This is a genomic window from Novimethylophilus kurashikiensis (genome assembly GCF_003112435.1).
In the GTDB taxonomy this organism is placed as follows: Bacteria; Pseudomonadota; Gammaproteobacteria; order Burkholderiales; family Methylophilaceae; genus Novimethylophilus; species Novimethylophilus kurashikiensis.
In genome coordinates, this window is record NZ_BDOQ01000013.1 from 79,245 (window position 1) to 100,243 (window position 20,999).

The 20,999-nt window shown below is 56.1% G+C and carries 21 protein-coding genes and 1 riboswitch; of the genes, 7 read left to right on the forward strand and 14 right to left on the reverse strand.

Annotation, left to right across the window (positions count from 1 at the left end):
• Window positions 1-36: 36 nt before the first annotated feature.
• Entirely contained in the window at window positions 37-639 is a 603-nt protein-coding gene (locus NMK_RS12970; protein WP_181376281.1) for an FxDxF family PEP-CTERM protein, read from the reverse strand.
• Between the two features lie 390 nt (window positions 640-1,029).
• Between NMK_RS12970 and epsL the strand changes: the two genes are divergently transcribed.
• Window positions 1,030-2,316, forward strand: a complete 1,287-nt coding sequence (epsL, locus tag NMK_RS12975; RefSeq protein WP_181376282.1) for an XrtB/PEP-CTERM-associated polysaccharide biosynthesis outer membrane protein EpsL — start codon at window positions 1,030-1,032, stop codon at window positions 2,314-2,316.
• A 64-nt stretch (window positions 2,317-2,380) separates the two neighbouring features.
• On the opposite strand, the gene NMK_RS12980 is transcribed toward epsL, so the two are convergent.
• From NMK_RS12980 to NMK_RS12995, 4 genes are all read right to left on the reverse strand, one after another.
• Complete coding sequence (locus NMK_RS12980; RefSeq protein WP_181376283.1) at window positions 2,381-3,769, reverse strand: carbohydrate porin; 1,389 nt, start codon at window positions 3,767-3,769, stop codon at window positions 2,381-2,383.
• Between the two features lie 133 nt (window positions 3,770-3,902).
• On the reverse strand, window positions 3,903-5,123 hold the full coding sequence (locus NMK_RS12985; RefSeq protein ID WP_109016186.1) for a nucleotidyltransferase family protein: 1,221 nt from the start codon (window positions 5,121-5,123) through the stop codon (window positions 3,903-3,905).
• Window positions 5,124-5,176: 53 nt separating this feature from the next.
• Complete coding sequence (locus tag NMK_RS12990) at window positions 5,177-5,992, reverse strand: Crp/Fnr family transcriptional regulator (RefSeq protein WP_109016187.1); 816 nt, start codon at window positions 5,990-5,992, stop codon at window positions 5,177-5,179.
• 45 nt (window positions 5,993-6,037) lie between these two features.
• Window positions 6,038-6,793 carry a Crp/Fnr family transcriptional regulator gene (locus NMK_RS12995; RefSeq protein WP_109016188.1) on the reverse strand — a complete coding sequence of 252 codons (756 nt, stop codon included), beginning with the start codon at window positions 6,791-6,793 and terminating at the stop codon, window positions 6,038-6,040.
• A 380-nt stretch (window positions 6,794-7,173) separates the two neighbouring features.
• Here NMK_RS12995 and NMK_RS13000 point away from each other — a divergent pair, with 380 nt between their 5' ends.
• From NMK_RS13000 to NMK_RS13020, 5 genes are all read left to right on the forward strand, one after another.
• A complete protein-coding gene (locus tag NMK_RS13000) occupies window positions 7,174-7,332 on the forward strand; it encodes a DUF3309 family protein (RefSeq protein ID WP_109016189.1) in 159 nt (52 codons plus the stop codon).
• An 18-nt stretch (window positions 7,333-7,350) separates the two neighbouring features.
• Entirely contained in the window at window positions 7,351-7,665 is a 315-nt protein-coding gene (locus NMK_RS13005; RefSeq protein ID WP_109016190.1) for a BON domain-containing protein, read from the forward strand.
• A 94-nt stretch (window positions 7,666-7,759) separates the two neighbouring features.
• Window positions 7,760-8,299 (forward strand): ferritin-like domain-containing protein, encoded by a 540-nt coding sequence (locus NMK_RS13010; protein ID WP_109016191.1) that lies wholly within the window; start codon window positions 7,760-7,762, stop codon window positions 8,297-8,299.
• 34 nt (window positions 8,300-8,333) lie between these two features.
• A complete protein-coding gene (locus NMK_RS13015) occupies window positions 8,334-8,696 on the forward strand; it encodes a BON domain-containing protein (RefSeq protein WP_109016192.1) in 363 nt (120 codons plus the stop codon).
• Entirely contained in the window at window positions 8,693-8,905 is a 213-nt protein-coding gene (locus NMK_RS13020; RefSeq protein ID WP_109016193.1) for a CsbD family protein, read from the forward strand. The genes NMK_RS13015 and NMK_RS13020 overlap by 4 nt, the downstream gene beginning before the upstream one ends.
• Window positions 8,906-8,984: 79 nt before the next feature.
• Here NMK_RS13020 and NMK_RS13025 read toward each other — a convergent pair whose 3' ends face one another.
• The 4 genes from NMK_RS13025 to NMK_RS13040 form a co-directional block, all read right to left on the reverse strand.
• Window positions 8,985-10,991, reverse strand: a complete 2,007-nt coding sequence (locus tag NMK_RS13025; RefSeq protein ID WP_109016194.1) for a right-handed parallel beta-helix repeat-containing protein — start codon at window positions 10,989-10,991, stop codon at window positions 8,985-8,987.
• A 170-nt stretch (window positions 10,992-11,161) separates the two neighbouring features.
• Window positions 11,162-11,245, reverse strand: a riboswitch (cyclic di-GMP riboswitch).
• A gap of 112 nt (window positions 11,246-11,357) precedes the next feature.
• Window positions 11,358-11,981, reverse strand: coding sequence for a PAS domain-containing protein (locus NMK_RS13030; protein ID WP_109016195.1), 624 nt, complete (start codon window positions 11,979-11,981; stop codon window positions 11,358-11,360).
• Between the two features lie 13 nt (window positions 11,982-11,994).
• On the reverse strand, window positions 11,995-12,717 hold the full coding sequence (locus NMK_RS13035; RefSeq protein ID WP_109016196.1) for a Crp/Fnr family transcriptional regulator: 723 nt from the start codon (window positions 12,715-12,717) through the stop codon (window positions 11,995-11,997).
• A 181-nt stretch (window positions 12,718-12,898) separates the two neighbouring features.
• Window positions 12,899-15,448, reverse strand: a complete 2,550-nt coding sequence (locus NMK_RS13040) for a chemotaxis protein CheB (protein WP_109016197.1) — start codon at window positions 15,446-15,448, stop codon at window positions 12,899-12,901.
• Between the two features lie 309 nt (window positions 15,449-15,757).
• Here NMK_RS13040 and NMK_RS13045 point away from each other — a divergent pair, with 309 nt between their 5' ends.
• On the forward strand, window positions 15,758-16,168 hold the full coding sequence (locus tag NMK_RS13045) for a PRC-barrel domain-containing protein (protein WP_109016198.1): 411 nt from the start codon (window positions 15,758-15,760) through the stop codon (window positions 16,166-16,168).
• Between the two features lie 157 nt (window positions 16,169-16,325).
• Here the strand turns inward: NMK_RS13045 and NMK_RS13050 are convergent, their stop codons facing one another.
• The 5 genes from NMK_RS13050 to NMK_RS13070 form a co-directional block, all read right to left on the reverse strand.
• Window positions 16,326-16,817 (reverse strand): GAF domain-containing protein, encoded by a 492-nt coding sequence (locus tag NMK_RS13050; protein ID WP_109016199.1) that lies wholly within the window; start codon window positions 16,815-16,817, stop codon window positions 16,326-16,328.
• A 140-nt stretch (window positions 16,818-16,957) separates the two neighbouring features.
• Window positions 16,958-19,132: a putative bifunctional diguanylate cyclase/phosphodiesterase gene (locus NMK_RS13055; protein WP_109016200.1), complete on the reverse strand. Its 2,175-nt coding sequence runs from the start codon at window positions 19,130-19,132 to the stop codon at window positions 16,958-16,960.
• Complete coding sequence (locus NMK_RS13060) at window positions 19,104-20,054, reverse strand: YihY/virulence factor BrkB family protein (protein WP_227871485.1); 951 nt, start codon at window positions 20,052-20,054, stop codon at window positions 19,104-19,106. Before NMK_RS13060 ends, NMK_RS13055 begins: the two co-directional genes overlap by 29 nt.
• Window positions 20,055-20,069: 15 nt before the next feature.
• Window positions 20,070-20,540 carry a hypothetical protein gene (locus NMK_RS13065; protein WP_109016201.1) on the reverse strand — a complete coding sequence of 157 codons (471 nt, stop codon included), beginning with the start codon at window positions 20,538-20,540 and terminating at the stop codon, window positions 20,070-20,072.
• Window positions 20,537-20,992, reverse strand: coding sequence for a phage holin family protein (locus NMK_RS13070; RefSeq protein WP_109016202.1), 456 nt, complete (start codon window positions 20,990-20,992; stop codon window positions 20,537-20,539). Before NMK_RS13070 ends, NMK_RS13065 begins: the two co-directional genes overlap by 4 nt.
• Between the last annotated feature and the right edge of the window lie 7 nt (window positions 20,993-20,999).

Below are 20,999 nucleotides of genomic sequence, written 5' to 3' on the forward strand. Positions count from 1 at the left end.
AAAAGCGGCGCCATCGGCGCCGCTTTTTTTCGGTCGTTAGGCCATGCCCATGCCGAACGAAGCCCCATTGGATGGGGTTTGGTCCAGCCGGCGCTTAGCAACGAAGCCCAGCAAGCCGAGGCCTGCCAGCATCATGGCGTAGGTGCCGGGTTCCGGCACCGGTGCCGTATCGGCAGCATACAGATAAGCACCGCCGTTCAGACCATCGGCCGTCCCGGTCAACTGCCAATAGTAGTTGCCCGCTGCCAGGTTGTTGACGGCCAGTGTACCGTTGCTGCTGCCGAACACCACGGACGCGACCTTGCTGTTGGAACCAGCGGTACCGTCGCCACCCGGGTCGCTGAACAGCGACAAGGTTGCGCCGGTGATGCTGTAGGTGGATGCTGCACCGTTGATGCCGGGCAGGTAGAGCGACACCGCGCTAGCGATGGAATTGCTCATCTGGCTCAGGCTGAAGTTAAACACATCGGAAAAGCTACCCGATGCATGGCTAACACTGTAGGCGTTGGCTGCCGTAGGATCGGAGCCGAGGTTGACGGTTTGGTCCCCGCCGCTCAGGCTGACAGTTGCGGCTTGGGCGCTACCGAATGCCCCAGCCAAGGCTGCGACTGCGACAGCGTGTTTCAAGTTGAATTTCATTTTGGTCTCCTGAAATGAAAGATAAAGCCACATCAGCAACTGGAAAATCCTGGTTGCCTAGGGATGGATTTTCAATTCAAGGGACTTGGGAGTCTGTTCGCTAACGAACTATGTTATGTGCTTTGCCGAACAAAGCCGCGCGCGGCTTTCAGGCATGATTCCCGCAATTTTATTCAGGAGAATTCCCTGTTTCACAATTAAGCGGCCTGGATTTAGATTGCCTGATTTTTTTACTAAAGTATTGCCGGTGTGGCAAATAAACATCACAATGCTGCCGGTTACCCGAGTTAGGGTTACATCTTAAGAACTATTGTTGGACTTTTCTGCTAACACGATGTTAATTTTGGAGAAGTCGTTGAAACCTTTCCCCTAAATTCGAGCGGAATGAATATGTTGCCAACAGCAAATCGCAGTTTCCGACGCACTACCTCTCGCTTGTTGCGAGCCAATCCCAGCCGCATCGCTCTTGCCGTTGCGGCCACCTTGTTGACCCCGATGGCTGCCCTGGCCGATGCCCAGGACCCCTATAACCTCGTCGCTGGCGCCTCGGTGCGCTACGAAGACAACCTTTTCCGGCTTAAAAATGCCACCCAGGCCGAGCAGCAAGTAGGCAATTCCCAGCGCTCCGACTGGATTTATTCGGAATATGCCGGCATCAAGATCGACAAACCTTACGCCATGCAGCGTTTCCAGCTCGACTTGACGGCGTTTCACAACCATAACCAGACGTACCATTTCCTCGATTTCAACGGCGTAAATTATCGCGGCGCTTGGCTGTGGCAATTGACTCCCCACATCAGCGGCGAGTTATCAGCCAGCCAGAATCAATCGATTACGCCGTATTCCGATTTCCGTGGCCGTGATGCAGCTGCGAATCTCGTTCTTAATCGCCGTAGCGTGCAGACCAATGAATCGCGCGTGTTCAACTTCGACGGCGATATCGGCATGGGCATCCACCTGGTTGGCGCCGCCACCGAGAGCCGTTCGCGCAACAGCCAGAACTCCAGGGCTGTGGCCGACTATGTGCAGGATGGGGGGGAACTGGGCGTCAAATACGTTTCAACCGCCAACAATTCCATTACCCTGGTGCGGCGCGAATCCACGGGCGATTACCGCGGCCGTCAGTTGGATTTTACGGGCCAGTTCGATACCGGGTTCAAACAGCATGAAACCGAGGCGCGTCTTTACTGGATGCTGACCGGGAAGTCTGAAATCCTGGCACGTATGGATTACCTCGAACGCGAGCACGATCATTTCTCGGAGCGCGACTTCTCCGGCATGACGGGCAACCTGACCTATCGTTGGACGCCGACGGGCAAGACCCGTGTAGACTTTACGGCGTATCGCAGCCTCAACAGCTTCCAGGAATTCGTGGATAGCTATTACGTGACCGAAGGCATTACCATCATGCCGGTCTGGGCGTACAGCGCCAAGACCAGCTTCCGCCTCAAGTACGACTATAGCGACCGGGATTATCGCGGCGCGATCATTCCGCTGCCGGCCGGTTTCAAGATGCGCGAAGACCGGGTGCAAAGCCTGCTGCTGGAAGCCGACTGGAAGGCCACGCGTACCATTCTCGTGAGCGGCACCGTGCAGCACGAGGAACGCGATTCCAACGTCAGCGGCTTGGGTTACAAAGCTGATGTGGTGGGTGTAAACGCGCAGCTGCTGTTTTAAGCAGTCGCACACCAAAGCAAAAGGCCTGCGTATTCCGCAGGCCTTTTTGTTTTTGATCCAATGCTCAGTATTCCAGGTGCACCCGTAAGCCCAGCACCGAAACCGGACCGCGATCAGCGTTGTAGGCTGGGTTAGCGATGTACTGGTAATCAAGGCTCAGTCCGACGTGATCATTGGGGTTGAAGGCGTAGTAGGTTTCCAGGATTTTTTCGTCGCGATAGTGCGTAAGCTTGCCGTCCCCGATCAGGATGCCGAGTCCGCCGGCATCGAAATAGCGCCGAGCCTCGCTAGATAGGCCGTTGACCGCAACGGCGAGGCCAACCGTATCCTTGGGGCGGTTCCATCGATTGCCCTGCAACGCCAGGCCGCCGGAGATCGAGCGATTGATCTCGGTAAAATCGAAGGCTTCCTTGCTGCCGTCGTTATAGCTCGCACGGGCAAAGGCGCCCAGGCCGGGACCCAGGCTTTGTTCCAGGTTGATTGCCATACCTGGGCGGGAATCGAATTTCCTTGCTGGAGCGACATCCGGTACGCCGCGGATTGAATGTGCAAGGTGCACGGCGTCGTCGTAGCTCGCCATGCGGCCTCTGTTGACGAAGCCCAGCACCTTCAGTTTTCCGTCATGCCCCAGCCAGCGGTGGCGTTCTTCCAGTTCGCCGATCAAGGCGTACTGGCTGAAATCCTTTTCCAGTCGCGGGCTATTGGGTGTCGTGGAAAGATCGAACAGTCCAGCTCTCACCGTCCACCAATCTTGCGTCCATTCCGCCGCTACTCCATAGCTATAGCCCCAGGCATCTGCGGCGTAATCGAAAGCGCCTGCATCGACGATAGACCAATTGAGAAAGTCGCCGCGCGGGTCGTGCGCATAAGCATTGGTATCGAAAATATCGACGACTGAAAATTTCCCTGCCGTCACCACCAGGTTATTTGCTGTCTTGGTGCCAGCGAGTTGATTCGCATCGGCGGGAACGGTCTGAGTTTCCCCGCCCAGATCGACCGTCTGGCGCAAGAATAGACGCTGCCAGCGCCAATAAGGATTTGTTTTGCCGACTTTATACGCTTCTCCGCTGGGAAAACCTGCTACACCCAAAGTGTTGCTAAGGCCGAACCCCTGGTCGATTTCCGGGTTGACGTACAACTCGGCTCCCTGCCATAGGCGTACGCCTGCAAACAAGGTGATGTCGTTGGTGGTCTTGCGGCTGGCCCCGGCGGTCAAACTATTAGGGCCGCTGTAGCGAGTGTGGAAATTGTCGTGCCACTGTGTGACGTCGGTGAATTGTGCGTGCAAACTGAAACGCTCTTCCTGAATGTCACCGTTCTGGGTTTCGGAATGATCCGCCGGCTCAAGCGCTGCGTCGTCGGCCGCAAGCGTCGGAAGTGCAAATGACCATCCCAGGCAGAGCAGGAGACCGCCTGCGAGGCGAATAGGTGTGAGGGATAGAACAGTCATCATGCGCTAATCGGGGCAGCAAAATTCTTCTAATCTGTCACAGCTTCCTGACGTGAAGATGACAAATCAGTATGAGGGGCAGCGTACTGTCGTGATGGACAACAAAAAGGGGCGAATGCCCCTTGTATGAAGTGAACTAGGCTCCCGCTGGATTCCCCATCTTGGCAGTGTGAATGTCTGCCGTTGGATAACCCGGCATTTTCCGGGTGAGGAAGGGCTCATCCGGGTCCTTGCGTGCCAGTCGGACCGAGCGGCGGCGTTCGCGGGCGTCGCTCCAGATATGGGGGGCATAGTCGGAAACGTGATGCATCTTGCCGTCGCGGCTGACGCTGTAGTTGTTGAAGACGATCATCTCGTTGAGGCGTACCTTGGGTGAGATACGGGTGTACTCGAACAACACGCTACGGACCAGTTCAGACCCCGCGCCGATATGGCTCCCATGGCCGATCCAGGCGGGGCCGACAATCTTGCAACCGGCTTCGATGCGCACGCCGGAGCCTAGGTATACCGGGCCCTCGATGGTCGTGCCTTCCCAGTCGATGGAGGTATTGAGGCCGACCCATAAGCCTTCCCGGATTTGCTTGCCCGGCACGTCCATCTCGGCGACTTCGCCCATCAGCACGCGTTGCAGCACCGCCCAGAAATCAGTGATGTTGCCGATGTCGATCCAGTTGAAAAAGCGTTTTTGCGCATAGAAGGGCAGGCCTTTCTTCACCAGCAGCGGGAAGAGGTCGGAGCCGATGTCGAACTGCGTGTTGGACGGGATCAGGTCCAGCACTTGGGGTTCGAAGATATAGATGCCGGTGCTGGCCTGATTGGAGAGCGCGTCCTTCTGCTTCGGTTTTTCCTGGAAAGAGACCACGCGGCCGTCTTCGTCCGAGATTACCACGCCGTAATCCGACACGCGTTCCCAGGGGACTTCCTTGGTAATCACGCTGGCCAGCGCCCCTTTTTGCTTGTGCTCGTAAAGCGCGGAATGGAGGTCGAGGTCGATTAACGCATCGCCGCACAAGACAATCGTAGTGTCATCGAAGAATCCGCCGAAATCCTGGATTTTCTTGAGGCCGCCGGCCGAGCCCATGGGCAGCGGCACGACATCTCCCTCGTCGTTGGTATGGCCCTCGAAGGAGTAGCCGATCTGGATGCCGAAACGTTGGCCGTCGCTGAAATATTCCTCGATCTTCTTATGCAAATGGCTGACGTTGACCATGATCTCGTTGACGCCGTACTTGGCGAGATGCTCCACCAGGTATTCCATCACCGGCTTGCCCAGGATGGGGATCATCGGTTTTGGAAGATCGAAGGTGAGGGGGCGAACACGGGTGCCTTTACCGGCGGCTAATATCATTGCTTTCATCGATCTGTTTCCGTATTGAGTTGCAAGAGAGGACACTGGGTAAACCAAGCGTCCTATGGCGAAGAACCGGAAGCGACGTTGTGCTTGCGCATGCGGTTGGAACTGGGTGCCGGGGCATGCTGCCCGCGATGCTGGCCGTGCGGCGTGCGCTCAGAGTGTGGCTTCTCCAGCACGTTGGCGTAGTACTCGATATCGGCCCGGTAACAGCGGCAGGCGGCTTCGATCAATCCTTCGCGGTCGAGGATGCGGATTTCGCCGCGGCTATAGCTGATGAGGCCTCGCTGCTGCAGGCTGGTTGCGGCCTTGCTGATGCCCACTCGGCGAACCCCCAGCATGTAAGAGAGAAACTCCTGGGTCAGGTGCAGCACGTCGGAATGTGCACGGTCCTGGGTCATCAACAGCCATCGCGCCAAACGTTCTTCCACCAGGTGAAAGCGCATGCAGGTCGTCGCCTGTGCCAATTGCCGCATGACCACATAAGCATAGTTCTGCAACCGCCTCCGCAAAGCCGAGCTGTATTCCAGTTCGCGCTTGAAGAGCGCGTTGCGCATGCGCAACGCTGTGCCTGTGCCCTGGATCATCACATCGAGCAGGGGGACGTCCATGCTCATCAAGAGGGGCGCGCCGACCATGCCTTCGTTGCCTATCATGCCGACCTCGAGCCGGTCTTTACCATGAGTTGAGGCGATGACGGAGGCGAAGCAGTCCAGCGGAAAGTAAACGAACTGGATGCGCTTTTCTGCTTCGTAGATCAGCTGCGGCGCTTCGAGCGTGACGCGCTCGCATCCGGCCAGCATGTGCATCCTGTCTTTACGGGGTAGGGCTGCCAGGAGTCGGTTTTCAATTACGTCGGGTTTAGAAATGACCATCGCGGAAGTCCGTTCGAGTCAGGGTTCGGGCCACCTTAGCACAGCTCAAGCGGCGGTAATGTTGGGTAGCAAACGGTCGAATTCGCGTTTAACGATGGCGTAGCACTCGCAGGCACGGGCTTCCAGACCCTTGCGGTCGAGAATATGGATGTGGCCGCGCGAGTAGCGGATCAGACCGGCATCTTGCAGGTTGCCTGCGGCCTCGGTAATGCCTTCGCGACGCACGCCCAACATGCTGGCAATCAATTCCTGCGTCATGATGAGTTCGCTGGTCGAGATGCGATCCAGGTTAAGCAGCAGCCATCGGCAGAGCTGCTGGTCTACCGTGTGGTGCCGATTGCAAACAGCCGTTTGTGCCATCTGGGTGAGCAGTGCCTGGGTGTAGCGCAAAAACAGGATTTGACTCGCGGGAGAACGGTCGAACTCTTCCTTGAGGATCGAGCCCTTGACGCGATAGGCGTAACCGGCGCTTTTAACCACGGTCTGGTTGGGCATGGAGTCGCCGCCCATGAGCAGGCAGATGCTCGCCATGCCTTCGCGGCCGATCACCGCGATTTCGGCCGTAGCGCCGGTTTCGAGCAAGTAGATCTTGGACAGGATGCAAGTGGTGGGGAAATAGCCGTAGCGCCATTTCGTCCCCGGTTCCTGCAGGACTTGTCCGAGGGACAGCGAAACCAACTCCATCTCGGGTAATAATCGGCCCTGAACGTCGGCCGGAAGCGAAGCCAGCAGATTATTCAGCGTTGGCGGATGAATCCGCCCCAGTGTCGTTTCCGGCACCGGTGTGTGTGCTGCAAGCATCGAGATCTCCTTGTTCTGGAATTTTCCGATCGATACTAGAGTTAAACCTGTTCAGGTTATGTTCGATACCGCGCTTTTTAAAAAGACTCCTAACAAATTACTCGGATAATCATACCTAGTATTTATTTATATCAATAAGTAATTTTTACTTATTTATGTTCTTTAGCATCTTTTATTTAAAACAATAGGTTTTTTAACTACTTTGCATATCCATATCGCATTAATTTACACAAATGCGCGCTTAGTCATTGAATTGATGAAGGTGTGCGCTTCCGTACAGATTGAGATTGGTGAGCGGCGCATAGTGCGCCTCAGGGATATCGCAATGAAGATTTACGGTTCCCCATTTCCGCAGCTAACTCTCAGAAAGGAAGTGTCACATGTCACTAGGAACAATACTGTTGATCATCGTGGTGCTGTTGCTGATCGGAGCGTTCCCTGCATGGCCGTATAGCACGGGTTGGGGTTACGGCCCCAGCGGCGTCCTGGGCCTGGTGTTGCTCATTCTCATCATTATGCTGGTCACAGGGCGATTGTGACGGCTTGAGGAGACGGCAATGAAGGTATTCCAGGAGTATGTTGCCGCGGTTGTTTTGTCGTTCGTGCTGATTGCAGTGGGGGGATGTGCTTCCGAACCCAAGCAGGAAAGCTCGGGCGAATACCTCGACGACGCCGTGATCACGACCAAGGTGAAGGCGGCCATTTTCAACGAACCCAGCTTGAAAGCTTCCGAAATCAAGGTCGTGACCTACAAGGGTGCCGTGCAACTGAGCGGTTTTGTGGGCTCGGCCGCGGCACGCGACAAGGCGGTGGAAGTGGCCAAGACCGTCAAGGGCGTCAAATCCGTCAGTAACGATATGCAACTCAAATAGCAGTCCGTGCGCCTTGTCCCGTCGACGGGGCGCACTCACCAATTTAATCCTGGCAGAACAAAACCAGGAGTCGAATTCAATCCAGGAGGTGCCCATGGCAAACCAGCAGTTGACCGATGTCAAGACCCTGCGTGCAAGGGCGCGCCAGAATATCGAGGAGGGCGCCGTCACTTCTACTTATCAAGCCGACCGCGCCGCAGTGCTCAAGATGCTAAACGATGCGCTCGCGACCGAACTGGTTTGCGCCTTGCGCTATCGCCGCCATTACTTCATGGCCAAGGGATTGGAGTCTAAAAGCGTGGCTGATGAGTTTCTGGTGCATTCCAATCAGGAGCTGGAACACGCGGACCGTATCGCCGAGCGCATCGTCCAGTTGGGCGGCGCTCCCGATCTTGCTCCCGATACTTTGTCGGGCCGCAGCCATGCCGAATATGTGGAGGCGAAAAGCCTCGTAGACATGATCAAGGAAGACCTGGTGGCGGAGCGCATCGCGATCGACAGCTACCGCGAGATGGTGCAGTTCCTGGGCGAAAACGATTCGACCAGCCGTCGGCTGCTCGAGCAAATCCTCGAGGTCGAGGAAGAGCACGCCGAAGAACTCTCGGATTTTCTACAGGATATGTGTTGCAGCTGAGCATGGGGCTCGGCGACTAAACGAGGAGAAAACCATGACATCAAAAATTCCGGTCTGGCTGTTATGCGCGAGCCTGGCATTCGGATTGGCCGCGTGTAACAAGCCTAGCGGCAACAACGCGTCCGACGGAGCCAACCCGTCGTCGGATAAATCCACGGTCACGGCCAAAATGGATGATGCCGGCATCACCGCCAAGGTGAAGTCGGCGCTCATTGCCGATAGCGACGTCAAAGGCTTGCAGATCAACGTCGACACCAGCAATGGTGTCGTCACGCTGAAAGGCGAAGCCGAGAACCAAGCCCAGATCGATAAGGCCGTTGCTATCGCGCAAAAGACGGACGGCGTTTCCAACGTCGTCAACCAGCTAACCATCAAGAAACTGGAGGGAACACCATGAACTGGGACAGAATCGAAGGTAACTGGCGTCAATTCAAAGGTGACGTCAAACAGAAATGGGGCAAGCTGACGGATGATCAGGTGGACGTCATCGACGGCAGCCGCGAAAAACTTGCCGGCAAGATCCAGGAGGTCTACGGCATTACCAAGGACGAAACAGAAAGGCAGATCCGCGAATGGGAATCTTCCCAAGACAGCCGTCTGCATTAGGCCCAAAGCCTGAAAACAGGCAAAAAAAGGCCGGCAAGTTGATTGACTTGCCGGCCACCCCGCTCCCCGCGTTATTTCCTTATTTGATGTAGACCTTGCGCGTTACCTTGGTCAAATTCCCAGCCGCATCGGCCGCAGTTGCCATGATGTAGTGCGTGCTGCCGGAGACCATCCCCGAAGTACTCCACGGATAGGCGATGGAACCCTTGGCAGACTGCGACTTCAACACGTTGTCGATGTAAATGCGCATCTGCACCACACCCACATTATCCGTCGCCGAAGCCGAGACATAGACCGAACCGCTGACCTTGGTGCCGTCCGTCGAGGGCGTATTCACCGTGGCTGTCGGGAACGTCGTGTCGGCCGTCTTGGTGGTGGTCGATGACGTCGTGGTCGTGCCCGAGGTGTACTCGAAGGCACCGATATCGTAGGCCGCAGCCGCCGGACGAGGTGTCTTGACGTAGTCGTTGGGGACTACGGACAAGGTCGTCGCCTTATCCACCAGCGGGCTGGTCGAGGCCAGTTGGAACCTGGTGGCATCCGTCGCCGTCGTGCCGGCAAAGGTCGGGTTGCTATTCAGACTGTGGGCGTCCTGCTTGGTAGCTGTCTTCCAGGCCGTCAGATCGGTGAACAAGCTGCCCAGGAACAACTGCACGCCGCCTGCGGGACGGTAGAAGTTGTTGTAGTCGCTGGTGTTGTTGACGATGTCCGTGCCGTTGGGCGTGGCCACGATCAAGTCGTACTTGGTGCTGCCGTTGCTGATCAGGTTGTTGTAGACCTTGTTGTTGGTTAGCGTGGCGCCTGAACGCGGCATGCCGCCCACTTCGATGCCGGCATAACCGCTTACACCATACACAGTGTTGTTATAGACGTTGTTGTTGTCGGACGCTGAGACGTAGATCCCGCGGCGCGTGTTGTTCGCGATGACGTTGTTGTAGACCTGGGCAGAGTTACTGACCTCGAGGAAAATCCCTGCATCCACTGGGCCGTTATCGTGAATGTAGTTGTTGCGGATGACGATCTGGCTGCCGCCGTTGGCGTAGTCGAACCAGATGCCGGAAGCATTGTTGTAGGCTACTTCGCTGAACTCAACGGTACCATAAGCTTTAGAAGCTGCCTTGATGCCGCCTGCATGCCAGAACTGGTAGAAGTTGCGGTAGTTGTTGCCGTTCATGTGTACGCCAGCCACACGGAAATTCCAGCTTGCCGGAGCGTTGACGCCCACATCGCCGTTGTTGCTGACTACGGAGTTGATCAGTTGGGCGTTGGTTTGCTGGTAACCCATGCCGACACCGCCGAAGTCCATGGACTGGATATCGCATTGGTCGATCACCGAGTTGGACGTCATTTCCACGCCAGAACCCTGCTTGACGAAGGTGGAGGTCGTGCTGTGACGGAATGCCAGGCCCTTGAGGTAAATGTAGGGCTGCTTCATTTCGAATACGCGAGCACGGGTGCTGACTTCCATCCTGTGCTGGTTGGGGTCGGAACCGTCAGGCAGCCAGACATAGAGGGCTAGTCCTGCCGCGTCGTAATAGAAGCTGCCGGCGACCATGGAACTGACGCCGCTACCTACGGGTTTCGGGTATTCGTAAGTGCTGTACATGCTGTTGGGCATGCCGATTTGCTGCAGAGGCTTGCCGGGTGCGGCGTCGTTGTAATCGACGAACACTTGCTGGCTGTTGATCGTCCAGTTGCTACGCTTCCAGATGTTGCCGCTGTACTGGGTCCAGCCGGTCACGACATCGGAGCCCTTGAGAACAGGCACTTCGCCGTTGTAGCCGGTGACCGTGATGTATTTACCGGCGCTGCCTGCGTTTTTCCAGGCGCTGACCTGCTCGCGATATGTGCCGGCACGGATGTAGACGGTATCGCCGGCCACCGCTGCTTCGATCGCCTTCTGGATGGTTTGGAACGGGCTCGTGACGGACGTGCCGTTATTGTTGTTAGAGCCGGAGTTGGACACGTAATACGACGTGGACCATGCGCTCATCGGGGCGAAACCCAGAACGAGTGCTGCGGGAAGAATTGCCCGGGGGAGCCAGGCGCCGCGAGCCGAAGCCCGGGCAGAGGTGTTATAAGTCATGACCGTTAGATCCTTAACGAAACAAAATTAAGGACTTATCCGGACGTTGGAAAAGCGTGCGAATCAACCTTGAGTATTCAATTTTTCAGCCTGGTGGAGGCTGTTTCTTTTTTTACCGCTATTAATAACTGCTTGTTATTAGGGAATGGACTCTTGTTAGATCGATCGAAGCCGGCAATCCCGCTGTCGTGGCATAAGCCCGTAGACCGGTGATTTTGCGTCTCCATCTTTCGATGGATTTGCCCTTGTTACTACTTCGCATTGATGCAGCAACCTTACCGAGTGATACGGCAAGTGGTAGGCCAAAATTAATAGCTGGTTCGAAGATTTTTCAAGAATTTATTTAAAGCATTGAATTTTTGGTGATTAAGGCCTCCAGTATTTGAAAAATTTCTGGAAAGCGTGTTGCAGTTCGTCGGTGGCGAACTTCAAGGCCGACACATCCATCATGATGACCCGAATTTTCTTATCGGCGTTGTGCTCCTGGTCGAACGAGCGCCCGCGGGTCTCGACATAGATCGGCTCGCTTTCATTACGGCGCAAAATCAGATTATTTGCGCAGACGTCATCCTGGGCTTCGCTGGCTTCGACCAGAAACTGGTTGAAAGAATGCAGCGAATCCGGGTGAATGAAATCGCCCAGCCGGCGGCCTATAAGGACGCCGCGCTCCTTGCCCAGCATGCCCGCGGCACACAGATTCATTTCCAGGATATCGCCCAGGAAGGAAAGGGTGAAATACCCGACCGGCGCATAATCATAGAGATCCCAGTATTTGTCGCGCAACGCCTGTGCTTCCAGGTAAGCCTGCGTCAGCTCCTCGTTTTGCAGTTCCAGCTCAATTTGGTGAACCTGCAATTCGTGCAACAGGCGCATGCGGTCTGTTTCTGCGACGGCCTCTTCGTTGGCGACGCGATTCTTAAGCTGTTCCTCCGCCTGACGGCGCAAGGTGCTGGCCGTTCGTCGTTCCGACGTTCTCCTATCGACTGCCATTTGAGCTCTCCTTTCAGTTTCTTCTAGCGTAGGGCAGCAGGCGGTCATATTCATGTTTGACTACCGCATAGCATTCGCAGACGCGTGTTTCGAGATGGGGGCGATCCAATATCGAGATTTTTCCTCGACTGTAGCCGATGAGGCCGGCATCCTGCAATTTACGCGCGGCTTCAGTGACGGCTTCGCGCCTGACACCCAACAGGCTGGCGATGTTTTCCTGCGTAATGCGGAGTTCGTTGGTTTTGAGTCGATCCTGGGTCAATAGCAGCCAGCGGCACAATCGCTGATCTACCGTGTGGTAGCGGTTGCATACCGCCGTTTGCGCCATCTGGGTAATCAACGCCTGGGTAAAACGCAGGGCGATCTGCTGCAAGCCGCTGCCCAGCTTCATCTCTCGCTTGACGACATCGGCCTTGAGCTTGTAGCCGACGCCTTCGCTCTGCACGATGGCGCGGTGCACTGAGCTGACGACGCCCAGAAATACCGAAACGCCGACAACGCCTTCGTTTCCCGTCATGGCGATTTCGGCCGATGAACCGTTTTCGATGAGGTTAACCAGCGACACGACGCCGGACGTGGGAAAAATAACGAAGTTCTGGGCCAACCCGGATTCGTAGATGACATCGCCGGGCGTCAGCTGTACTTGCTTGAGCTCGGGCAGCAGGCGCTGTCGATCGCTATCCGGCAACGCTGCAAGCAGCAGGTTCTCGGCTGGCGAAGCTAAGGTCAGTGGCATGGGCTGGGTTATCCGTTAAAGGCGAAACGACGGGCACGGCATTCATTTTTCACAAAATAGTAATGAATTCATGAGCTCGACTATGTGCGCCAGCACACTTAAAGCAGGCTGAAAACTAAATTTCTCGAGTTTGAGCTTCACGCTTCGGCAAGGTCTTGCCGGAAGCGATCGTTATTCATTGTTAATGAAACTTTTTCTGAGTTTCAGGCGAGACGTCAATAAAGGTGATCAGGACGCCGTCCACAATGTTTTCCAGGGTACGGTAGGGCAGGATACGGGCGCGGTAATGGCGATTGCCGTCTGCCTCGATCAGTTTGTCGATGTTGACCAGGGAACGCAACACGGTCATGGCATCCTGCGCGAGGTCGGGGTACTGGAGCGCCGTCACCACATCGGTGAGCGGGCGGCCGATATCGCTGGGGATCAACTTGAACAGTTGGGTCGAGGCCGGTGTAAAACGTCGAACCTGGAGCGAGTTATCGAGAAATACGGCGATGATATCGGTGCCGCTAATAAGGTTGACGAGGTCGTTGTTGGCGGAAGAGAGCGCATCCATCTTGGCCTGCAACTCCAGGTTGACAGTGTGCAGTTCCTCGTTGACGGACTGCATTTCCTCTCGTGAGGTACTGAGTTCTTCGTTCGCTGTTTGCAGCTCTTCGTTGATGGTGTGCAGTTCTTCGTAGGTGGCCTTGAACTCCTCCTGCGAGGTCTGCATTTCTTCTCTCGTGGAAAGCAGTTCTTCCTGGGCATGGCGCAGTTCTTCCAGCAGCGAACGCTGATTGGGGTTTTGCCAGTCGGGCTGGATGGACTCGCCCATGTTTTCACCCTGGGCAAACACGACGATGATAGTACCTTGCAGTGCGGTGGGCTTTTCAATTTGCTGAGCCAGGATGGATACGCTGGCTTGGGCACCTTCGACCAGGAGCTTGATCGCCATGCTCTTGATGATGTCGGTCTGGCGCAGCGCTCGTTTTACCGTCATGGTGAGCTCGTGGCGCAGTTCTTCCTTGGCCATCGCATAGATATTCCAGTTCGCCTTGCCGGCCGCCGGTTCCAGGAATCTTCCCGTACGGCCGCTCACGTACAGGATATCGCCGTCGTTATTGATAAGCACGGCGGGCGGTGCGAAGTTTTGCAATAAGAATTGATCGGCTAACACTTGCAGGTTCCCTTCGGCGGCGGCGGTCTTGCGTGCGTCAGCGGCGACATGGACCACGGGGAAATAACGGGGTACGACCTGTTTATCCAGCGGTGAAATGATTTTCTGGTAAAGCCGCGCCTTGTTGTTGGCTGGGCTGAACAACCCGGGCGCGTTGACCGTTTCGGCGGTGCCGACGAGCAGCAGGCCGTTGGGGTTGAGCACGTAATGGAACAGCGGAAAAAGCTTCTGCTGGAGCTCGTGTCCCAGGTAGATCATGAGGTTGCGGCAGGAGATCAGGTCCAGCTTGGTAAAAGGCGGATCCATGATGAGATTCTGCGGCGCAAAGATGACCTTTTCCCGAATCTGTTTGTTGACGCGATACCCTTTGCCTTCCGGTGTGAAGAAGCGTTTAAGCCGTTCCGGCGGTACATCTGCTGCAATATTAGCCGGGTAAAATCCCATGCGCGCTCGCTCGATGGCGTCTTCGTCGAGGTCGGTCGCAAATATCTGTAATGAATAATTACCGTCTGGCGCGAATTCTTCCACGGCTTCGCGGAAAGCGATAGCCAGGCTGAACGCCTCCTCTCCAGTGGAGCAGGCCGGCACCCACGCCCGGAAGTGTTTCCCCGGAGGGTGGCGCGACAGTAAGTCTGGGAACACCTCTTGCCTCAACACATCCCAAACGTGGCGATCGCGGAAAAACGACGTGACCCCGATTAGCAACTCCTTGAACAGCAGTTCCAGCTCTTGAGTATTTTCGCGGAGATATCGCACGTAATTGGCAATGTTTTCGATCTGGTGCAAACCCATGCGCCGCTCGATACGTCGGTACATGCTGCTTTTCTTGTACATCGACATGTCGTGGCCGGTCTGCTCGCGCAGAAGCACCACGATCTTTTCCAACGCACTTTGCGATTTCACTTCCAGCATCTTGTCGCCCTTGGGGATGCGAGTCGTGGTCTGGAGATAATTGATGAGTTGTTTGGGCAACTCGTCCGGCGGGGCGACGATATCTACAACTACCGTTGTAATGGCCGTGCGCGGCATGCTGTCGAAGCGCGCCGTGTCGGGCTCCTGCACCAGCGCCAGACCGCCTCGTTCCTTGATGGCGCGCAGCCCCAGCGTACCGTCTGTCCCCATGCCGGAAAGTACGACGCCGATGGCGTTCTCGTGCTGGTCGTCGGCCAGCGCTCGGAAAAAATAATCCACCGGCATGCGTACGCCGCGGATCGGGACCTGTTCCAGCAATTGGATACGACCATGAAGAATGGACATGTCCTTGCTGGGCGGAATCACGTAAACGCAATCGGCCTGTACCTGCATATCGGTCTCGGCGATTAGCACCGACATCGGCGTCACGCGCGACAGCAATTCCACCATCATGCTTTTCTGGTGCGACGGGTCCATGTGCTGGATGACGACGTAAGCCATGCCGCTCAAGGCTGGCACGTGTTCGAGGAATTGTTCGATGGCTTCGAGGCCGCCGGCGGAAGCGCCGATGGCGACGATCAGGGGAGTAGGTGTTTTTTTCTTATCGGTCGTTGACTCGGCTTGAGCATCCGAAGCGGCCAAGACATGCGTGTCGTTCATCGGGAGTTTTTAATCCTTCTGATCCAGACGAGTGTGAAAACGCGAGTTTTGCACGGAGCGACATCAAGATCAACCTTATTTTAGATGCTTGAATATTTTTATCATTTATATGGGCCAATCAATATAATCATGCGCTTATAAAAATATTTATCGAAAATGCGTTTATGTTCGCTAGCGTACAGAACAGCTCGTGTTTTCCGCGCAATATTGGCTCACACCAGCTGATGCAATATGCATCTCCGGCACGGACCGGAATTCATATTCCATAAGCTGTAATCCCCAAGAACCAGATTCTCAAGGAGATTGACTATGAGTTACGAAGACCGCGACCCGTACGGCATCTACAGCCGCTACAAGACCGACAAGGAAGGCCCCGGCCCTGAACTGATGGGTGCCGACACGCTCATCGGCAACGATGTAGCCAACCACCTCGACGAGGACCTCGGAGACATCAAGGAAATCATGCTGGATATGCGCAACGGCCGCATAGCCTACGCCGTGCTGTCCTTCGGCGGTTTCCTCGGCATGGGCGAGAAGCTTTTCGCCGTTCCCTGGAACGCCCTCAAGCTGGATACCGTCAACAAGCGCTTCATCCTCAATGTCGAGAAGGATCGTCTCGAAAACGCTCCCGGCTTCGACAAGGACGATTGGCCCGACATGGCAGACCAGTCCTGGGCTCGCGAGATCCACACCTACTACGGCACTGAGCCTTACTACTAATTCGCACCGGGCCTACTACTAAATCGAAAGGCCCGGTTAGCGCGAACCGATTATTCGCCCCCCTCCACGCGTTCTCCTTCGCGTGGTTAAGCCCTCACCCACTGAGGGCTTTTTTTTGTCTGGAGGACTCTCGAGCAATCAAAAATAAGGCGAGAGCTTAAAAGCTGGGAATGACTTCCGGCACATGATTTTCGATCTGAGTTGCCATATCCTCGGCGATGGCATCCCAAGCCTCTTCCATTTCAGAGGTCATGTTGATTGGTTGGGGAAAATGGGTGGAGAATACGCCAATTACCAATCCATCCTTGCTCAAGATAGGCGTGGATTGGACGGCATTGAAGTAATTAGTCCCGATCCGGGAGAGCATGAGGGCGAATTTCGGGTTCTGGTTCAGATCGGAAAAACAGACGCGTGAGCCTAGTCGAAACGCCATAGCGCAAATGGTGGAGCCCGTCGTTTCCACGCTCGAGAAATTATCCAGGAAAAAATCATTGAAGCCATGCTGGACGACAATTTCCAGGCACTTGTTGCTGGGGTTGTATATCTGCATGTTTCCCAAAGTAGCGCCCCAGTTGATTGCTGAGTCGAGAAGCTTTTGTAGCCCCGCTTTGCAAACGTCTGAGTGAACGTGCATTTCATTGGCGGTCATTCACTTCTCCTTAAGATTGAAACAACTGCAAGGCCGTCCTGAAAAGGGCGGCACAATTTACCGATGATAGTGGTATTTAGAAGAGATGCTACCTATTATTTCAGCCAGTAGCGGAGCAGATATCGATGTGATGCTTGTTGTTACGGGCGGTCGTCCACGAACGTGACCCCCTCATTAGGATACTCTCCCTGCGGCGTTTCACCCCGTTCCAGAATCGTCAAAAATTCATCGGCATCAACCGGCCTGCCGAAGAAATAACCTTGCCCCTCGCTGCATTGCAACGCCTGCAGGAATGCCAGATGTTCCGTGGTTTCCACACCTTCTGCGATGGTTCGGAGTTTCAGGCTGTCGGCCATGCTGACAATGGCGCGGACGATCGTGGCATCGTCCGTATCGTCGTTGACGTCATGGACGAAAGACTGATCGATCTTGAGGGCGTCGATAGGGAAATGCTTGAGATAACTGAGGTTGTGGTAACCCGTACCGAAATCGTCGATGCTGAGCTGCACGCCCATGTCCTTGAGATCATGTAGGGTGATGGCGATGGTTTCGGCGTTTTGCAGCAGCACGCTTTCGGTGAGTTCGAGCTCGAGCGAGTGGGGCGGCAGGGCGGTTTCTTCCAGGATGCCGGCGAGGTTGGGAAGGAACTCCTTATTGCGGAATTCGGCCGGAGAGATGTTGACCGAAATCGGTAGCAGGGGGAGCCCACTTTGATGCCAGGCTTGTGCCTGTATGCAGGCTTCTCGCAGCACCCATTGGCCGATCGTGCCGATCATGCCGGATTCTTCGGCGATGGGAATGAATTGCATCGGCATCATCAAGCCGTGTTCAGGGTGATGCCACCTTAGTAGCGCTTCGGCGCCGACCAGCTTGCCAGTTTGCAAATCGATACGGGCCTGATATTGCAACCCGAATTCCCGGCGTTCGACGGCACGGCGCAGGTTGCGTTTGAGCGTGTGGCGCTGCACCGCACGGGTGTTGAGTTCGGTGGTAAAAAACTGGTAGTTGTTGCGGCCGTTTTCCTTGGCGTGGTACATGGCGATATCAGCGTGTCGTACCAGGGTGTCGGCACTGTCGCCGTCATCCGGGTAAACGCTGATGCCGATGCTCAGGCCCAGTTCGATCTCGTGGCCGTCTACCATCAAGGGATTGGCGAAACCATCCAGCATTTTTCCGGCCACCTGCGCGGCGTCTTCGGCGTCCTCGATCTCGGCCAGCAACACCACGAATTCGTCTCCGCCCTGACGGCACAAGGTATCCGAACTGCGCACGCAGGATTTTAGCCGCATGGCTACGGTTTGCAGTAGCAAGTCGCCCACGGCGTGGCCCAGCGTATCGTTGACGTGCTTGAAATGGTCGAGGTCAATGAACAGTACGGCGATCGGACTCTGCTGCCGGTGCGCGAGATTAATGGCCTGGGTGATGCGGTCGTTGAGCAGGGAGCGGTTCGGCAAGCCGGTCAGGAAATCGTGCTGGGCCAGATGTGCCATGCGCTCCGCCATCTTGTGCGTTTCGCTGATGTCGCGGCACACGATCACGGTACCGACGATATTCCCTCGTCGGTCGCGGATCGGCGAGGTGGAGTTGTGAATGGGAATCTCCCGGCCGTCGCGGCGGACCAGCAAGCTGGACTTGGATGCCAGGGCAGGCTTGTTTTGCTGCTCGGGCGAAGGCTTGGGCGTGACGATGTTGAGTATTTGGCCCAGGGCCAATCCCACGGCTTCATGCTCAGGCCAGCCTGTCATGCGTTCGGCAGCGGGGTTGAGATAGCTGATTTGCCCCATGGGGTTGGTGGTGATGACGGCGTCGCCGATGGAATTGAGCGTGACTTCGGCGCGTTCCATGTGCTCGTAAAGCACTTCTTCCGTGGCTGCCAGCACCGATTGCGCGGATTTTCGGTCGTCGATATCCATCACGGTCATGAGGTAGCCAATGAGGGAATCTCGCTCGCGGATGGGCGTTGCGATGGCCTTGGCCCATACGCCCAAGCCGTTGCCGCCGCCGAAGCGGAATTCCTCGGAGAAAGCTTGCCCAGTGCTGACGGTCTTGAGCCATTGGGCTTTGATGTGATCCACATCGGTTGAGTGAATACCGAGTAGCCAACCATTGCCGAGAACATATCCCCGGCCGAGGCCCGCCATGCGTTGATAAGCCGGATTGGAATAACGGCACTGCCCTTTGATGTCGAAAATCAGGATGCCAAGGGGCGAAGCTTCGCTAATGCTGCGGAAACTCGCATCGCTCAGGTGCTCGGGGTCGACAATGGGGATGCTGTCGTGCGTGTCGCTAACGGGGCTGCTTGTCTGAGATTCCATGCGAGCGGTTCTCCAGATATTGGGCGCGTTGCGATTTCAGACTGCCGAAATACAACGCATACTGGCGTGTGAATTCCGCTCCGTAGAAAAAAATTTGCGCCGAGTAATAAACCCACAACAACAGGGCAATGACCGAGCCGGCTGCGCCGAAGCTCGAAGTTACGCCACTGTTGCCCAAATATAAACCGATAAGATATTTGCCAAGGATGAACAAGCCTGCCGTGACGGCTGCGCCTATCCACACGTCGTTCCACGAAAGCGGGGTGTCCGGCAGCATCTTGTAGATCACCGCGAACAAGCTGGCGATCACACCGAACGACACGAGCGACGAGATCCACGACAACAGCACGGCGGAGTTGCTCCAGAATCCGCCGACGAAATGCTCCAGCACCGACAACGCGGCGCTGACGATGAGCGAGATCAGTAGCAAGAATCCCAGCACCAGCACCAGGCTGAACGACAGCAAGCGGGTCTTGACTAGGGCGCCGACACCTGATTTCTCCTTGACCTTAGGGGTTGCCCACATTTCGTCGAGGCTGGCCTTGAGCTCGGCGAACACGCTAGTGGCGCCGATAATCAGGAGTACGGTAGCGATGGTGGTGGCGAGCAGTCCCGCATCCTTGTCGCGGGCTGCAGCCAGCAAGGCTTGGACGGCTTGTGCGCCATTTTCGCCCATGAGGCCGCGTATCTGGTTGATCAGCTCGCCCTGCGCGGCATCCGCGCCGAAAAAGTAGCCGGCGATGGCAATGGCCAGCACCAGGATAGGAGCCAAGGAAAATAGCGTGTAGAACGCCAGTGCCGCACCCTTGCTCGAGGCACGGTGATCCATCCATTCCATCAACGCGTCATACAGCAGCTTGAACGCGCATTGGACGCTATTGGGAATGCGATGAAACACGCGCTGGAGCGTTGTAGAAGTCACCTTGGCTCACAAGCGTCATGGATAAAAGTCGGTGTCCACCGGGTAAACGGGCGCAGAAGCCGGTTGGTAATGCTGCTTGCTGCGGAAATTCGATTGCGCCGGAGACGGCCACATGCTGATGATCCGCTGGATCAACGAGGTAGGCCATGCAGTCAGCAGCGAGCGCGCCAATACCACCCCCTCCATGAGGCGAGTGAGGAACCCTGGCTTTTGCTGCATCCTGCCCTGTGCCTGGGGCGCGACACGGCGCGAACGCTTGGGAATCATCCGGATGACGCGATCGAGTATGAACCCGCCGCCGAATGCTGCAAGCAAGACCACGGGCGATGTCACCTTGCGTTTGAACTGCACCACCTTGTGTTTGAACTGGCCTGCCAGATGATGGGCTCGCGCAGCGACCGCTTCGTGGCGCAACAACAGGTGCGCCTCGCGTTCGCGGATCTGATCTTCCAGCGAGGAGCTGTGGTGATGAGGGTGTTCGCTCATGGGAGAGGTTCTCCTGACTGGGCAGGGGCTTGGGACGTGTTTTTACCCGATTGCTCGCGCGGCTTGATGCTTGCGAGCGTGGCCGGCCAGCGCAGATGGTAGCTTTTGTGCTTGATCATCCAGGCAAGCACGGCAGCAGCACCGACGTTCAGCAGCACGATGAGCAGCAACGCTGCACTGGCCCACATGCCCAGGGCCACCAAGATGACGGCCACTGCTGCCAGAAAAGCCAGCCAGGCGCTCACCAGCAGGATGGCGATGGCAATCCCCGCCATGACCATGAACGCCAGGCTTTCGCCCGCCAGCCGGGTTTCCAGCGCCGCGAGTTCGAGATGATCGTGAACCAGGAGACGAATCTCCTTCCACAATCCCTTGATCTCGTCGAGCAGCCCGTGCGTGCCGGGCGGCGGCGCTTCGGGCGCAGTGCTGGAATCGAGGCCGGCGGTGGACATCGTCAGC

Coding starts and splice junctions, on each gene's coding strand:
- NMK_RS12970 (WP_181376281.1), bottom strand. CDS start 639: ATGAAATTCAACTTGAAACACGCTGTCGCAGTCGCAGCCTTGGCTGGG.
- epsL (WP_181376282.1), top strand. CDS start 1,030: ATGTTGCCAACAGCAAATCGCAGTTTCCGACGCACTACCTCTCGCTTG.
- NMK_RS12980 (WP_181376283.1), bottom strand. CDS start 3,769: ATGATGACTGTTCTATCCCTCACACCTATTCGCCTCGCAGGCGGTCTC.
- NMK_RS12985 (WP_109016186.1), bottom strand. CDS start 5,123: ATGAAAGCAATGATATTAGCCGCCGGTAAAGGCACCCGTGTTCGCCCC.
- NMK_RS12990 (WP_109016187.1), bottom strand. CDS start 5,992: ATGGTCATTTCTAAACCCGACGTAATTGAAAACCGACTCCTGGCAGCC.
- NMK_RS12995 (WP_109016188.1), bottom strand. CDS start 6,793: ATGCTTGCAGCACACACACCGGTGCCGGAAACGACACTGGGGCGGATT.
- NMK_RS13000 (WP_109016189.1), top strand. CDS start 7,174: ATGTCACTAGGAACAATACTGTTGATCATCGTGGTGCTGTTGCTGATC.
- NMK_RS13005 (WP_109016190.1), top strand. CDS start 7,351: ATGAAGGTATTCCAGGAGTATGTTGCCGCGGTTGTTTTGTCGTTCGTG.
- NMK_RS13010 (WP_109016191.1), top strand. CDS start 7,760: ATGGCAAACCAGCAGTTGACCGATGTCAAGACCCTGCGTGCAAGGGCG.
- NMK_RS13015 (WP_109016192.1), top strand. CDS start 8,334: ATGACATCAAAAATTCCGGTCTGGCTGTTATGCGCGAGCCTGGCATTC.
- NMK_RS13020 (WP_109016193.1), top strand. CDS start 8,693: ATGAACTGGGACAGAATCGAAGGTAACTGGCGTCAATTCAAAGGTGAC.
- NMK_RS13025 (WP_109016194.1), bottom strand. CDS start 10,991: ATGACTTATAACACCTCTGCCCGGGCTTCGGCTCGCGGCGCCTGGCTC.
- NMK_RS13030 (WP_109016195.1), bottom strand. CDS start 11,981: ATGGCAGTCGATAGGAGAACGTCGGAACGACGAACGGCCAGCACCTTG.
- NMK_RS13035 (WP_109016196.1), bottom strand. CDS start 12,717: ATGCCACTGACCTTAGCTTCGCCAGCCGAGAACCTGCTGCTTGCAGCG.
- NMK_RS13040 (WP_109016197.1), bottom strand. CDS start 15,448: ATGAACGACACGCATGTCTTGGCCGCTTCGGATGCTCAAGCCGAGTCA.
- NMK_RS13045 (WP_109016198.1), top strand. CDS start 15,758: ATGAGTTACGAAGACCGCGACCCGTACGGCATCTACAGCCGCTACAAG.
- NMK_RS13050 (WP_109016199.1), bottom strand. CDS start 16,817: ATGACCGCCAATGAAATGCACGTTCACTCAGACGTTTGCAAAGCGGGG.
- NMK_RS13055 (WP_109016200.1), bottom strand. CDS start 19,132: ATGGAATCTCAGACAAGCAGCCCCGTTAGCGACACGCACGACAGCATC.
- NMK_RS13065 (WP_109016201.1), bottom strand. CDS start 20,540: ATGAGCGAACACCCTCATCACCACAGCTCCTCGCTGGAAGATCAGATC.
- NMK_RS13070 (WP_109016202.1), bottom strand. CDS start 20,992: ATGTCCACCGCCGGCCTCGATTCCAGCACTGCGCCCGAAGCGCCGCCG.